Annotated in this window: 14 protein-coding genes; 6 read left to right on the plus strand and 8 right to left on the minus strand. The window is 70.8% G+C overall.

The features are described 5' to 3' along the window. Window positions 1–48 precede the first annotated feature (48 nt). Window positions 49–771 (plus strand): DsbA family oxidoreductase, encoded by a 723-nt coding sequence (locus AB0L37_RS24030; protein WP_365508985.1) that lies wholly within the window; start codon window positions 49–51, stop codon window positions 769–771. A 69-nt stretch (window positions 772–840) separates the two neighbouring features. Further along, on the plus strand, window positions 841–1,908 hold the full coding sequence (locus tag AB0L37_RS24035; RefSeq protein WP_365508988.1) for an aminotransferase class V-fold PLP-dependent enzyme: 1,068 nt from the start codon (window positions 841–843) through the stop codon (window positions 1,906–1,908). Between the two features lie 31 nt (window positions 1,909–1,939). Here AB0L37_RS24035 and AB0L37_RS24040 read toward each other — a convergent pair whose 3' ends face one another. Then, a complete protein-coding gene (locus AB0L37_RS24040) occupies window positions 1,940–2,497 on the minus strand; it encodes a MarR family winged helix-turn-helix transcriptional regulator (RefSeq protein WP_365508991.1) in 558 nt (185 codons plus the stop codon). A gap of 141 nt (window positions 2,498–2,638) precedes the next feature. On the opposite strand from AB0L37_RS24040, the gene AB0L37_RS24045 reads away from it, so the two are divergent. After that, the gene (locus AB0L37_RS24045; RefSeq protein ID WP_365509221.1) at window positions 2,639–3,703 is read left to right on the plus strand and encodes an alkene reductase; all 1,065 of its coding nucleotides are present in this window, start codon (window positions 2,639–2,641) and stop codon (window positions 3,701–3,703) included. 144 nt (window positions 3,704–3,847) lie between these two features. On the opposite strand, the gene thpD is transcribed toward AB0L37_RS24045, so the two are convergent. From thpD to AB0L37_RS24070, 5 genes are all read right to left on the minus strand, one after another. Continuing rightward, on the minus strand, window positions 3,848–4,732 hold the full coding sequence (gene thpD, locus AB0L37_RS24050) for an ectoine hydroxylase (protein WP_365508994.1): 885 nt from the start codon (window positions 4,730–4,732) through the stop codon (window positions 3,848–3,850). Window positions 4,733–4,737: 5 nt separating this feature from the next. Beyond that, on the minus strand, window positions 4,738–5,142 hold the full coding sequence (locus AB0L37_RS24055) for an ectoine synthase (protein WP_365508996.1): 405 nt from the start codon (window positions 5,140–5,142) through the stop codon (window positions 4,738–4,740). 39 nt (window positions 5,143–5,181) lie between these two features. Next, window positions 5,182–6,453, minus strand: coding sequence for a diaminobutyrate--2-oxoglutarate transaminase (ectB, locus tag AB0L37_RS24060; RefSeq protein WP_365508999.1), 1,272 nt, complete (start codon window positions 6,451–6,453; stop codon window positions 5,182–5,184). 67 nt (window positions 6,454–6,520) lie between these two features. Continuing rightward, window positions 6,521–7,030: a diaminobutyrate acetyltransferase gene (gene ectA / locus AB0L37_RS24065; protein ID WP_365509002.1), complete on the minus strand. Its 510-nt coding sequence runs from the start codon at window positions 7,028–7,030 to the stop codon at window positions 6,521–6,523. Window positions 7,031–7,411: 381 nt separating this feature from the next. Further along, entirely contained in the window at window positions 7,412–8,512 is a 1,101-nt protein-coding gene (locus tag AB0L37_RS24070; protein WP_365509005.1) for an aminotransferase class V-fold PLP-dependent enzyme, read from the minus strand. Between the two features lie 110 nt (window positions 8,513–8,622). Between AB0L37_RS24070 and AB0L37_RS24075 the strand changes: the two genes are divergently transcribed. Continuing rightward, a complete protein-coding gene (locus AB0L37_RS24075; RefSeq protein ID WP_365509224.1) occupies window positions 8,623–9,717 on the plus strand; it encodes an amidohydrolase family protein in 1,095 nt (364 codons plus the stop codon). A gap of 213 nt (window positions 9,718–9,930) precedes the next feature. On the opposite strand, the gene AB0L37_RS24080 is transcribed toward AB0L37_RS24075, so the two are convergent. Next, on the minus strand, window positions 9,931–11,331 hold the full coding sequence (locus tag AB0L37_RS24080; RefSeq protein WP_365509008.1) for an arylsulfatase: 1,401 nt from the start codon (window positions 11,329–11,331) through the stop codon (window positions 9,931–9,933). A gap of 395 nt (window positions 11,332–11,726) precedes the next feature. Here AB0L37_RS24080 and AB0L37_RS24085 point away from each other — a divergent pair, with 395 nt between their 5' ends. Beyond that, entirely contained in the window at window positions 11,727–12,692 is a 966-nt protein-coding gene (locus AB0L37_RS24085) for an SCO1860 family LAETG-anchored protein (protein ID WP_365509011.1), read from the plus strand. A 124-nt stretch (window positions 12,693–12,816) separates the two neighbouring features. Further along, entirely contained in the window at window positions 12,817–13,197 is a 381-nt protein-coding gene (locus AB0L37_RS24090) for a group 1 truncated hemoglobin (protein ID WP_365509014.1), read from the plus strand. Here the strand turns inward: AB0L37_RS24090 and AB0L37_RS24095 are convergent. Beyond that, window positions 13,194–14,231 carry a saccharopine dehydrogenase NADP-binding domain-containing protein gene (locus AB0L37_RS24095; RefSeq protein WP_365509017.1) on the minus strand — a complete coding sequence of 346 codons (1,038 nt, stop codon included), beginning with the start codon at window positions 14,229–14,231 and terminating at the stop codon, window positions 13,194–13,196. The two genes, AB0L37_RS24090 and AB0L37_RS24095, sit on opposite strands and share 4 nt — an antisense overlap. Window positions 14,232–14,289 lie beyond the last annotated feature (58 nt).

Raw genomic sequence — 14,289 nt, forward strand, 5'->3', positions numbered from 1 at the left:
AGCAACCGAGCAACCGAACGACCCCTTCACCCCGGAGCGAGAAACCCCATGCGCGTCGAGATCTGGACCGACATCAACTGCCCGTTCTGCTACATCGGCAAGTCCCGGTTCGAGCAGGCACTCGACGCCTTCCCGCACAAGGACGCCGTCGAGGTCGTGCACCGCTCCTTCGAGCTCGACCCCACGATCAAGAAGGGCGACACCGGCCCGGTCATCGCCAAGATCGCCAAGAAGTACGGCATCAGCGAGTCCCAGGCGGCAGCCAACGAGCAGGGCCTCGGCCGCCAGGCCGCCGAGCTCGGCCTGCCCTACCTCACCGAGGGCCGCGACTACGGCAACAGCTTCGACCTGCACCGCCTCCTCCACCTCGCCCACGAGAAGGGCCTCCAGGACGCCATGATCGACGCCCTGTACCGAGGCAACTTCGCCGACGAGGGCTCGGTCTTCGCCGACGACGAGCACGTCGTCCAGCTCGCCGTCGAGGCCGGCCTCGACGAGGCCGAGGTCCGAGCCGTCCTCGCCGACCCCGACGCCTACGCGGACGCGGTCCGCACCGACGAGCGCGAGGCCGCCGAGCTCGGCGCGACCGGCGTCCCGTTCTTCGTCCTCGACCGCAAGTTCGGCGTCTCCGGCGCCCAGCCCGCCGAGGTCTTCACCCAGGCGCTCACCCAGGCCTGGGACGCCCGCTCCCCGCTGACCGTCATCGACACGTCCACGAGCGAGGCCGGCGACACCTGCGGCCCGGACGGCTGCGCGGTCCCGCAGGCATAAGCGTTCCTTAGAGGTACCGCTCAACAATCCGCAATAGACGAACACTTGGTGCGGGGTCACAGTGGAGCCATGGACCTGGACACGGACCTAGTCCGAGCCGAATACACCCCGGCCACCACCTACCTCAACACCGCGAGCTCAGGCCTCCTCCCGGCGAGGGCCGCGCACGCGATGCGCGAAGCGATCACCGGCATGACCGAGGGCCGCCCGGTCGACTCCCTCTTCACGGACGTGGAGGAGTCGAGGGCGGCCTTCGCCCGTATCGCGGGGGTCCCGACGGCGCGAGTGGCGACCGGCGCCTCCGTCGCCGTCTACTCGGGCCTGATCGCCGCTTCCCTCCCCCAGGGCGCCGAAGTCCTGGTCCCGGAAGGGGAGTTCAGCTCCACGATCAACCCGTTCCACGTACGCCGCGACCTCAAGATCCGCACCGCCCCCCTGGCGGCGCTCGCCGAGGAGGTCCGCCCGGGCACGGCGCTCGTGGCGGTCAGCGCGGCCCAGTCGGCGGACGGCAGGCTCGCCGACCTCACGGAACTGCGGGAGGCGACCCGCACCCACGGCGCCCGCCTCTACGTGGACGCGTCGCAGGCGGCGGGCTGGTTCCCGCTGGCGGACCACGCGGCGGCCGCGGACTACGTGGCCTCCGTAGCCTTCAAGTGGCTGACGTGCCCGCGGGGAGCGGTCTTCTTCATCGGCCCGGGGGACCCCGAAGGGTTCGAGGCGCTGACCCCGGTCTTCGCCGGCTGGGTGGCGGGGGAGAAGCCCTGGGACAGCTGCTACGGCCCGGTCACGGAACCGGCCCGTTCGGCCCGCCGCTTCGACGAGACGCCGGGCCTCATCGCGTACGCGGGGGCACGCCAATCCCTCGCCGTGATCGAGGAGTTGGGCCCGGACCGGATCCGCGCCCATGACCTGGCACTGGCGGACCGCTTCCGCGAGGGCCTGAAGAACCTCGGCCACGAGCCGATCGAGTCCCCCGGTTCACCGATCGTCTCGGTACCCGAACTGGGCCCGAACCAACACGACCTGCACCGCAAAGGCATCGAACTCTCCAACAGGGCAGGCAACTTGCGGGCGTCCTTCCACCTCTACAACACGCCCCACGACGTCGACCGCCTCCTGGCAGCCCTGTCGCACTGAGGAACGCGCCGCACGTACCCCCGGACGTCACTCACTCAGCAGCACACCCACCCGGCCCCGACCCCGAACCCGCCCCCGATCCCGCCCCCGCATCCGAAGCCAAGCTCTCCCCGCACAGATTCCCCTCCACCACACCCAACAGCCGCACGAACTCGGCCCGTTCCCCCTCGGAGAGCCCCGTCAGGGTCAGCTCCTCCAGGGAGCCCCACACCCCGGCGACGTCCCGGAGGAGCTCGCAGCTCGCCTCGGTCGCCTCGACGAGCACCGCACGCCGGTCGCGCGGGTCGGGGGAGCGCGTCACGTGCCCGGACTGCTCCAGGCGCTGCAACATCTTCGTCACCGTCGAGGGGTCCAGGTCGACGGCCTTGATCAGGTCCGACTGCCGCACTGGCCCGCGGTCCCACAGGTGCATCAGGACGAACTCCTGACCGGGGAAGAGGCCGAGGGCGCGCAGCCGGCGGCCCGCCGCGTTGCGGTGCAGGCGGGCGACGCGGGCGAGCGCGAGGCTGACCGGGCCGCTGCGGGCGGCGGCCGGCGCGAGATCCGTACAGGCGGGGTCCGCGGCGGCGGGGGCGTCGGGGCGGGACATGGCGGCTCCTTCATGGCGTACACCCCGAGGTTACCGCCATGAGGAGAATTAAGTTGGCCGACCAATGAATGCGTTACAGTGGCGACAGCGCTCTTACTTGGCCGACCAACTTAAAGCTCGGAGCCCGCCATGACCACCGCATTGACCACCGCATTCGACCCGATCGACCTCTCCGGCACCCGTCTCGCGCACCGCATAGCCCTGGCCCCCATGACCCGCAGCAGGGCCGGCGCCGGCGGTACCGCCACCGAGCTGACCGCCGAGTACTACGCGCAGCGCGCCGCGGACGGCCTGCTCGTGACCGAGGGCATCCAGCCCTCCCTCGTGGGGCAGGGCTACGCCTGGACGCCGGGACTGCACAGCGCCGAGCAGGTCGCCTCCTGGCGCCGGGTCACCGACGCCGTGCACGCCAAGGGCGGCACGATCTTCGCGCAGCTCATGCACGCGGGACGGATCAGCCACCCGTCGCTCCAGCCCGGCGGCGGCCGGCCGGTCGCCCCGTCGGCCGTGGCGCCCGAGGGCCAGGCGTTCACGAACGAGGGCTTCCAGGACTTCGTCGAGCCGCGCGAGCTGACCGCCGACGAGATCCGCGCCACGGTCGCGGACTTCGCCGCCGCGGCCAGGAACGCGATCGAGGCGGGCTTCGACGGCGTCGAACTCCACGGCGCCAACGGCTACTTGATCCACCAGTTCCTGGAGCCGAGCACGAACCGCCGCACCGACGAGTGGGGCGGCGCCGTCGAGAACCGCATCCGGTTCGCGGTCGAGACGACCAAGGCGGTCGCCGAGGCCATCGGTGCCGAGCGCACCGCGATCCGGGTCTCGCCCGGGAACCCGTACAACTCGATGGGGGCGAACGACCCGGCCGACACGTACACGGCGCTCGTCGACGCCCTGGAGCCGCTGGGTCTCGCCTATCTGCACGTCCTTGAGGCGTCCGCGGAGGTCCGCGAGGTCACCGCCGACCTGCGCAAGCGGTTCGGCGGCACCTTCGTCCTCAACGCTTTCACCGAGGGCCCCACCGACCACAGGACCCTCAAGGAGATCGAGAACGGTCTCGCCGACATCATCAGCTTCGGCGCGCTGTACCTCGCCAACCCGGACCTGCCCGCGCGGCTGCGGACCGAGGGCCCGTACAACACGCCGGACCCGTCGTCGTTCTTCGGCGGCGACGCGAAGGGCTACACGGACTACCCGTCCCTGTAGCCGGCCCCCACCGCAGAACAAGCAGGGACGAAGGGCTACCCGGACCACCCGTCCCTGTAGTCAGCCCCCACCAAAGAACAAGCAGGGGCGGGGCCGATCAAGGCCCCGCCCCAACTCATCCCCGTAGGAACACACGGAGGAACATCACTTCACGGGCGTGAAGTCCCGCGCCCCGATGAACTCCGGCCGCCGCACCGGCGCCGCGAACGGCTCCACGGCGGCGTTCTCCACGCTGTTGAACACGATGAAGACGTTCGAGCGCGGGTACGGCGTGATGTTGTCGCCCGAGCCGTGCATCGCGTTGCAGTCGAACCAGGTCGCCGACCCGGCCTTGCCGGTGAACAGCCGGATGCCGTGCCGGTCGGCGAACTTGGTCAGCGCCTCGTCCGAGGGCGTGCCCGCGTCCTGCATCTGCAACGACTTCTTGTAGTTGTCCTTCGGCGTCTCGCCCGCGCAGCCGAGGAACGTCTTGTGCGAGCCGGGCATGATCATCAGCCCGCCGTTGGTGTCGTAGTTCTCGGTGAGCGCGATCGACACCGACACGGTCCGCATGTTCGGCAGCCCGTCCTCGGCGTGCCAGGTCTCGAAGTCCGAGTGCCAGTAGAAGCCACTCGCCCCGAAGCCGGGCTTGACGTTGATCCGCGACTGGTGGACGTAGACGTCCGAACCGAGGATCTGCCGCGCGCGGCCCACGACACGCTCGTCGCGCACCAGGCTGGCGAACACGTCGCTGATCTTGTGCACCTCGAAGACCGAACGGACGTCCTTCGACTTCGGCTCGACGATGGAGCGTTCGTCCGCCTTGATCTCCGGATCGTTGACCAGGCGGTCCAACTCGGCCTGGTACGTGCCGATCTCGTCGGGACCGATCAGCTCGTCGATGGCGAGGAAGCCGTCCCGCTCGAAGTTCGCGAGGTCCGACTGGCGGATGGGACCGCGCGCTCCCGGCTCCGACCAGACGACCGGGTCGATGCGCGGGGTCGCCACCTCGGAGGTGCCGCGGGTGGGATACAGGTCGTCGGTGCTCATACGGATCAGACCTCCTCGGGTTCGGTCAGCAGCGGGTAGACGCCGTTCTCGTCGTGGTCCTCCCGTCCGGTCACGGGAGGGTTGAACACGCACACGCAGCGGAAGTCGGTCTTCGGGCGCAGGGTGTGGCGCTCGTGGCCGTTCAGGAGGTACATCGTGCCCGGCTCGATCCAGTGCTTCTCCCCGGTCTCCCGGTTCTCGAGCTCGGCCTCGCCCTCGACGCACAGCACGGCCTCGATGTGGTTGGCGTACCACATGTCGGTCTCCGTGCCGGCGTAGAGGATCGTCTCGTGCAGGGAGAAGCCGACCTTCTCCTTGGCGAGGACGATGCGCTTGCTCTCCCAGGTGCCGGTCGCCGATTTCACGTGCCGGTCGGTGTTCTCGATCTCCTTGAACGAACGGACGATCACGGTGGGTTGCTGCCTTTCTCTTCTACGGGGTGAGGGGGGTCAGACGGTCTCGCGCACGGCTCGGGTGAGCGTGCGCAGCCCCTCTTCCAGCTCCTCGGGCGTGATCGTCAGCGCGGGAAGCAGCTTGACGACCTCGCTCTCGGGGCCGGAGGTCTCGATGAGCAGGCCGAGCTCGAAGGCGCGCTTGGCGACCTTGTTCGCCCGCTCCTTGTCGCGGAACTCGAAGCCCCAGACCAGGCCGCGGCCGCGGTACTCGACGATCTCCTCGGAGTACTCGGCGCGCAGCGCGGCGAGGGTCTCCTCGATCTGCTCGCCGCGGGCCATGGTCTGCTTCTCCATGGCCGGGCCGTCGGTCCAGTACGTCTCCAGGGCGGCGGCGGCCGTCACGAACGCGGGGTTGTTGCCGCGGAACGTGCCGTTGTGCTCGCCCGGCTCCCAGATGTCGAGCTCCGGCTTGAACAGGCAGAGGGACATGGGAAGCCCATACCCGCTGATGGACTTCGAAACGGTCACGATGTCCGGTGTGATGCCCGCCTCCTCGAAGGAGAAGAAGGCACCGGTGCGGCCGCAGCCCATCTGGATGTCGTCGACGATGAGCAGCATGTCCCAGCGCTCGCACACGTCGGCGAGCTTGCGCAGCCACTCGGCGCGGGCGACGTTGATGCCGCCCTCGCCCTGCACCGTCTCGACGATCACGGCGGCCGGGGTGTTCAGACCCGACCCGGAGTCCTCGAGCAGACGCTCGAACCAGATGAAGTCCGGGGTCTGCCCGTCCAGGTAGTTGTCGAACGGCATCGGCGTGCCGTGCACCAGCGGGATGCCGGCGCCGGCCCGCTTGAACGCGTTGCCGGTCACGGCGAGCGAGCCGAGCGACATGCCGTGGAAGGCGTTGGTGAAGGACACGATCGACTCGCGGCCCTTGACCTTGCGGGCCAGCTTCAGCGCGGACTCGACGGCGTTGGTGCCCGTCGGGCCCGGGAACATGACCTTGTACGGCAGGTCGCGCGGGCGCAGGATGATGTTCTGGAACGACTCCAGGAAGTTGCGCTTCGCCGAGGTCGACATGTCGAGCCCGTGCGTGACGCCGTCGCGCTCCAGGTAGTCGATCAGGGCGCGTTTGAGCACCGGGTTGTTGTGGCCGTAGTTGAGCGACCCGGCGCCCGCGAAGAAGTCCAGGTACTCGTGGCCGTCCTCGTCGTACATGCGGCTGCCCTGGGCCCGGTCGAAGACGGTGGGCCAGCCGCGGCAGTAGCTGCGCACCTCCGACTCAAGGGTCTCGAAGACGCTCAGGTCCGGCTGGGTGATGGTCACAGCAAATGCTCCTCTAGGGAGGGGAGTTGAGGGGGGTTGGAGGGGGTGGGGGAGAGGGCCGGGCGCGCTAGGGCGCGATCGGCCCGATCGTGTACAGCTCCTCGGGCAGGTGCCCGTCGTCGGGGAACAGGCCCGCGTCGAACAGGACCGTGCGCTCCACGCCGGCCCCGTGCCGGCGGGCGTACGACAGGAACAGCGCCTGGGAAGCCGCGTTGTCCGGGGTGATGGTGGTCTCGACCGTGCTGACCGGCCGCCCGGCGCCGAGCAGCTTGGCGGTCAGACCGTCCAGGAGTTCCCCGGCCAGTCCGCGCCCGCGGTGTGCGGCGTCGACGGCGACCTGCCACACGACCAGGGTGTGCGGCCGCTCCGGCCGGATGTACCCGGTGACGAAGCCGGCGACCTCGCCCGTCTCGTCGCGCGCCACCACCGAGGTGCCCGCGAAGTCGCGGCACCACAGCAGATAGCTGTACGACGAGTTGAGGTCGAGCACCTTGGAGTCACGTGCGATACGCCAGATCGCGGCGCCGTCGGCCACGCCGGGATGGTCGAGCTGGAATTGCGCTTGTGCGGCGGTCATGCGAATTCAATTTACCGAGCAATTTTTGGAATTGCATCTGGGGGAGGGGTTACGCACCGGGGGTGGTCTGTGTTATCGCGCGGGCGGGAGCGTGTGCGCGAGAAGCCGACGCTATGTGCCGATTTGTCCACCGCATAACGGGCAAATCCCTCCGCTTGTGGAGTACGTCACAAGCGTGTAACCCGACCGGTACGCGTCCGAATTACGCCGTTTCCCGTTGTTGAAATCTTAGTGTTTACGCCCGGGGAAAGCGGGCAGAAGCATTACGGGAAGCTGCCCGATAAACAATCGCGAAATAGCTCGGGAAATAAGAAAGGCGCCGTCCTCGAAAAGGACGGCGCCCCGGTGTGGTGCGCGAAAGTGAAAGCGACGTGGAGGCGATTACGCCCAGGCCGCCGCGACGGCCTTGCGGGCGCCCTCCAGGTCGACCTCGAACCCGGCCTCCGCGAGCGCGCCGCCGAGCGCGGCCAGCGAGGACTGCACGACACCGCGCGTGGCCTGCGGGCCGTAGTGGTTGACCCGGATCATCTCCGCGGCCAGCGCGCCACCACCCGCGACGAGCGGCAGCACGGGGTCGACGGCGAGCGCCTTCGCGACCAGGTCACGGGCGTCGGTCCCGGCGGGCGCGCGCAGCGTCGTGGCGACCGGCGCGGCGTCCCGGGCCTCGTGGACGTACGGCTCAAGTCCCCCGCCGAGGGCGAGCGTTCCGGCACGGGTCGCGGCGGCGGCGCTCGCGTGACGGGCCATCAGCGCGTCGAGCCCCTCGCTCTCGATGCGCTCCACGCAGGCCTCGAGGGCCAGCATCTCCAGCTGGGCGGGCGCGTGCAGCAGGGCCTTCCTGCCGCCGTCGATCCAGCGCTGCTTCCAGTCGAGCAGCGACAGGTACGAGTGGCGCGGCGCCTGCGGGTTGGCGGCCATCCGCTCCCACGCCCGGGCGCTCACCGACACGGCCGAGACACCGGCCGGGCCGCCCATCGCCTTCTGCGCGCCGATCACGCACAGGTCCACACCCCAGGCGTCCGGCAGCACCGGCTCTGCGGCGATCGAGGCCACGGCGTCCAGGTAGAACAGCGCGCCCTGCTCGCGCACCACCTCACCGATCTCCGCGACCGGGTTCGTGTTGCCGGTCGCGGCCTCCGCGTGCACCAGCGACACGAAGTCGATCTCCGGGTGCTCGGCGAAGGCCTCCCGCACCTGCTCGGCGGTGACCGCCGTGTGGAACGGGACGGCCAGGTCGTACACCGTGGCGCCGCAGTCGCGCAGCCAGTCGCCGAAGGTCTGACCGTACGGTCCTGTGATCACGTTCAGGGCGACGGTGCCCGGGCCCGCGGTCGCGCGGATGGCGCCCTCCAGGGGCAGCAGCGCCTCGCCCTGCATGATCACGACGTCCTGGGAGGTGTCCATGAGCCGGGCCACACGGTCCTCGATGGAGGCGAAGTGCTCGGCGCTCAACGGGGCCAGATCGAGAAACGGATGTGTCACGGCGGTGCTCTCTTCGCTCATGGGTTCGTCAACCGGTACGTCAACCGGTTCGTCGGGGATGCCGCTGACGAGCGTACCCACCGCTCTCATAGGCTTCGGACATGACTGAGCTGAGCCGGTCCGGCGTGCTGCACGTGAAGGGGCGGGTCCTGGCCGGGCCCGACGACGTACGCGACGAGCTGTGGGTGATCGACGGCCGTGTCACGTACGACCGCCCGGTGACGGCCGCGCTCGACGTGACGACCGTCGACGGCTGGGCCCTGCCCGGTCTGGTCGACGCCCACTGCCACGTCGGCCTCGGCACGCACGGCCCCGTCCCCGCCGAGGAGGCCGAGAAGCAGGCGCTGACCGACCGCGACCACGGCACGCTGCTGCTGCGCGACGCCGGCTCGCCCTCCGACACCCGCTGGGTCGACGACCGCGAGGACCTGCCGCGCATCATCCGCGCGGGCCGCCACATCGCCCGTACGCGCCGCTACATCCGCAACTTCGCCCACGAGATCGAACCCGAGGACCTCGTCGCGTACGTCGCCCAGGAGGCCCGGCGCGGCGACGGCTGGGTCAAGCTGGTCGGCGACTGGATCGACCGCTCCACCGGCGACCTCGGCGCCTGCTGGCCGCGCGGCGCGGTGGAGGCGGCGATCGCGGAGGCGCACCGGCTCGGCGCCCGCGTCACGGCCCACTGCTTCGCCGAGGAGTCCCTCCGGGACCTGGTCGAGGCGGGCATCGACTGCATCGAGCACGCGACGGGCCTCACCGACGACCTGATCCCGCTCTTCGCGGAGCGCGGCGTCGCGATCGTCCCGACACTCGTCAACATCGCCACGTTCCCGCAGCTCGCGGCGGGCGGCGACGAGAAGTTCCCCCGCTGGTCGGCCCACATGCGCCGCCTGCACGCCCGCCGCTACGAGACGGTCCGCAACGCCTACGACGCCGGGATCCCGGTGTACGTGGGCACGGACGCGGGCGGTTCGCTGGCGCACGGCCTGGTCGCCGGGGAGGTCGCTGAGCTGGTGAAAGCCGGGATCCCGCGGGTCGACGCGGTGTCGGCGACGGCGTGGTCGGCCCGCTCCTGGCTGGGCCGCCCGGGCCTGGAGGAGGGCGCGCCGGCGGACCTGGTCGTCTACGGGGCGGATCCCCGCGCGGACGTGTCGACCCTGGCGGCGCCTCGGCGGATCGTGCTGCGGGGGAGGGTGGTGGGGTAGGGGGTTCGGTTGTCGTGTGCGGCGCCGTCGTGGCTGGTCGCGCAGTTCCCCGCGCCCCTGAAATGCAGACGCTTCGCGTCGCATTTCCCCGATCAAGGCTGAGGTCATCGGGGAGATGCCGCACCGAAGGTGCGCATCTCAGGGGCGCGGGGAACTGCGCGACCAGCCCCCACCCACCCGCGGAGGCCAACCCACCACAACCAGCCCCCCCCGTCACGCCCCGGCGACCAACATCCCGCCCGCCACAAACCCCTCGGCCCGCCCCTCCAGCTCACCCACAAGCCGCCCCCGCCACAACGCGACCCCCTCCACATCCGCCCGGGCCAGATCACACAACTCCCCGGGATCCGCGTCCAGATCGAAGAGCTGCTCCCGCCCGGACCCGGAGAACCACACGTACTTGGCGTGCCCGTCGGTCAGCCAGTGCATCGACTCCCCGAACAAGGCGTGCTCCCCGTGCAAGTACGCCCGGGCCGAGGAGAGCCGCCCGCCGAGCGCCGCAGGCAACAGGCTCTGCCCATCGAGCCCGGACGGCACCGCCAGCCCCGCACACTCCAGCAACGTCGGCATGACATCCCGGAGTTCGGCCACCGTCTCCGCCCCGACCACGGTCCCGCCCGGCAGCGCCCCCGGCGGCCCCGACAGGATCAGCGGAACCCGCGCCGACCCCTCGTACGGATAGGCCTTGCGCCACAGCCGGTGCTCGCCGAGCATCTCGCCGTGGTCCGACGTGAAGCAGATCCACGTGTCGTCGGCGAGGCGGAACTCGCCGAGTGCCTGCACGAACCGGTTGATCTGCTGGTCGATGTGGGACATGTGCCCGTAGTAGCCGGCCCGTGCGCGATGGACCGTACGGGCGTCGTACGAGGCGTAGTTGGCGTCGGCGCGCGTGTCGTCCCGCCAGCCCTCCAGCGCGTCGGCCCAGTCGCCGACGGCCGGTTCGTAGGCGGGCGCGTCCAGGTACTGCTCGAAGGCCCAGGCCGGCGGGTCGTACGGCGGATGCGGCCGGTGGAAGGAGAGATGGAGCAGGAAGGGGGCCGTCGGGTCCCTGCGGTAGAGGAAGTCGATGGCCTCGCTCACCACCCAGTTGGTGGGGTGCAGCCGCTCCGGGCGGTCCCACGGCCGCGCCACCACGCTGTTGCAGTCGAGCCCGTGGTCCGTGTAGTCGCCGCCGCCGGGCTGCCGCTCCAGCCAGGCCGCGTAGTCGTCGTGGAAGCGCGGATCGGTCTGCCGGTCCCGGGCGAACCCCAAGTACCCGTCGTGCAGGGTCACTTCGTCGAAGCCGATGCGGTTGCGCTCCGGGTAGGCGTGCAGCTTGCCGATGGCCCGCGTCTGGTACCCCTGCCGCCCGAACTCGCCCGCCAGCGTCACCGGGTACTCCCACGGCACCCCGTCCTCGTACCCGGTGCGGCCGTGCGAGGTCTGCGCGAGGCCGGTGTGCAGCGCGGCGCGCGCCGGGATGCAGGACGGCACCGCCGAGTACGCGCGGTCGAACCGGGCGCCCCGGCCCGCGAGTTGATCGAGATAGGGCGTACGGACCACCGGGTGCCCGGCGCCGGAGAGGCAGTCGCCGCGCCATTGGTCGGCGGTGATCAGGACGACGTTGCGCGCCATCGAACTCCCAGCTCCGGTACGGATGTTGACACAGCGTGACCAGGTGGCGTCGCTGCTCGTTGCACACAACTTGCCTGCGCCCGCGCTGTCAACCGGCGTACGCGTCAGAGGAGGGGCGAGAGGGAACACGCGAGCCAAAGGAAGCGAAAGAATCGAAGAGATGCGCGGAAACCCCCCTTTGGGGTGAACTCACGCCTGGTTGTCGCCTGTTCACTCTCAGTGCGTAAAGATTCCTTCATCGATGACCGGTCGGCGCCCGTCGGCGGCGCCGCGCGATGTCCCCATGGCGCGCCCGTCCGACGGCACCGATCACCCGATATCCGATACGCGATACCCGACATCCGACATCCGACGGGCCCTGTCCCGGCCCGTCCCTTCCTGGGGGTCCCACCAGCATGCCCAGCTCCACCTTCACCGCCGCCGTCCTGCGCACGCCCGCCCGCCGCCTCGCCGCGACGGCCGTGGCGACCGCGCTCGCCGCGGGCCCGGTCGCCCTCGCCGCCGCGGTCCCCGCGGCGGCCACCGGCGACCACGGCGGCACGTCCAGCGCGGTCGTGCTCCGCACCGGCCTGGACGTCTCCCTCCTGAACAAGACCGTGAACGTCCCGCTCAAGGTCGCGCTGAACGAGGTGCAGGCCCCCGCGAGCGCCGAGAAGACCGCACTGACCGTGAAGCTGGACGGCGTGGAGGGCGGCCACCCGGTCAGCGTGCTCCAGGCGGAGGTGGCCAAGGCGCAGGCCACCGTCGACGACCACAAGGCGGAGGGCTTCACCCAGCTCGTCCACGCCAAGGTCCACGTCCCCGGCCTGCCGCTGCTCTCGCTCATCGAGGTCGACCAGGTCACGTCGAAGGCCCTGTGCGAAGCCGGCAAGAAGCCGGTCGCCGAGTCGAACCTGCTGGGTTCCGTCACGGTCCTCGGCAAGAAGGTCACGCTCACCGCGGGCGGCACGACCGAGGTCAAGGTCCCGGGCGTCGGCGATGTCTCGCTCGGCCTGTCCAACACGTCGACGACGTCGACGACGGCCGCCGCCTCCGCGCTCCAACTGAAGGTCTCCGTCAACCCGTTGAAGCTGAACGTGGCGGAGGTCAACGGCGAGGTCACCCTGGCGGGCGCCACCTGCGAGGCCCCGAAGGCCCCGGCGTCGACGCCCCCGGCGTCCGCGAAGCCCGCAGACGACGTGAAGCCGCAGGGCGCCAAGGCCGACAAGCCGGTCGCCGCCGAACAGGCCCCTGCGAAGGGGGACTTGGCGGAGACGGGCGGCAACTCGCTCACCCCGTACATCGCCGGGGGCGCGATCGTCCTGCTCGTGGCGGGCGGCGGCGGGGTGGCGATGGCCCGCCGGGGCCGTTCGCGCGCCTGACGCACTGACGGGGGGCGACAGGGGGGATAGGGGGACAGGGGGGTAGGGGGTGGGCCGGTGCGCGGGGATCATCGCGTACCGGCCCGCTTCTGAATGCCTGGTTCCGCAGATACGTTCGATTCTCATGGATAACACGCGTGACACGACGGCGTCCCTGTACGAGTCCATCGGCGGAGCCCCCGCGGTGTCGACGGTGGTCGACCTCTTCTACGCCAAGGTCCTCGCGGACGACACCCTGGCCCCGCACTTCCAGAAGACGGACCTCGCGGCCCTCAAGGCGCACCAGCGCACGTTCATCACGGTGGCCCTGGGCGGCCCCGCCGCGTACAAGGGCCGCCCGCTGCGCGAGGCGCACGCCCAACTCTCCCTCAAGGGGGAGGACTTCGACCGCGTGGTGACCCATCTCGCCGAGTCCCTTGCGCAGGCGGGCGTGCCGGACGCGACGATCACCGAGATCGCCGGCCACCTCCTGCCGCTGAAGCCCGAGGTGACGGGCGCGGCCTAGAGGCCCGCGGGCAGCTCCACCGTGATGTGCGGGGCGAGCGCGCGCAGGAAGTCGGCCGCGTCGAAGAGCGCTCCCGCCGAGGCGACGCCGACCGTGCGGGTCCGCCCCGTCAGGATGCGGTCCACCGCCTCGACCGCGAGGGGTGCGGTGACGGCGTAGATGTCCCGGCCGGTGGCCACGGCCCGCCGCTCGGCGCCGCCGGAGCGTACGACGACGTCGACGAGGAAGGTCTGCGCCGAGCGACCGTGCTCGTCGACGGCGGTGCGTGGGCCGGCGGCCGGGGCCGCGACGCCGGTGGCCGCCTCCGTCGTCATGTAGGTGCGGACCTCCGGGACGGACAGGTGGCTGGGGAGGGTGACGACGTCGGCCATCGTGAACTCACCGACGACGTCCCGCGCCCCCATCGGCTCGGGGAACGGCCACCGCACGACGGGCAGTTCGTCGGCGTGGTACTCCAACTCCCCGTTCCTGAACCGGACTCGCTGCCCGCCGCGCCGCTCGACCGAGACCCGTCCCGCGATCCGCGTCCCCTCCGTGGGCTCCCAGTTGTTGAGCCCGTAGGCGATGTGGGCTTCGTCGGCGCCGGTCCAGTCGCCCATCGCGGCGGAGGCGAGCAGGTCGCCGAGGCCGCCGTAGAAGGCCATCGCGGGCACGACCACCGTGCCGGCCGCGCGGGCCCGGTCCGTGAAGTGCGCGAAGGTGTCGGCGTTGGCCTCGATCTCGGCGGCCACGTCGACGTACGGGATGCCGGCCCGCAGCGCCGCCTCGATCACCGGGGCGGATGTCGTGGCGAAGGGGCCCGCGGTGTTGATGACGGCCGCCACTCCGGTCAGCGCGTCGTCGAGCGCCGCCGGGTCGTCCACCGACGCCGCGCGGACGTCGAGGCCGGGGAACTCCTCGGCGAGCGCCTTGAGTTGGTGAGCGTCGCGCCCGGACAGGACGGGGACGAACCTGCGCTCCCGGAGGTGCGCCACCACGAACCTGCCGGTGTGCCCGTAGGCGCCGTACACCGTGACCCTCTGTCCCGCTGCCATGACTCTCTCCCGTGTGTGAAGCCCGCATGTGGAGCGATTCGCATGTGACGCGATCCGC

The organism is Streptomyces sp. NPDC052225 (genome assembly GCF_040679615.1).
In the GTDB taxonomy this organism is placed as follows: domain Bacteria; phylum Actinomycetota; class Actinomycetes; order Streptomycetales; family Streptomycetaceae; genus Streptomyces.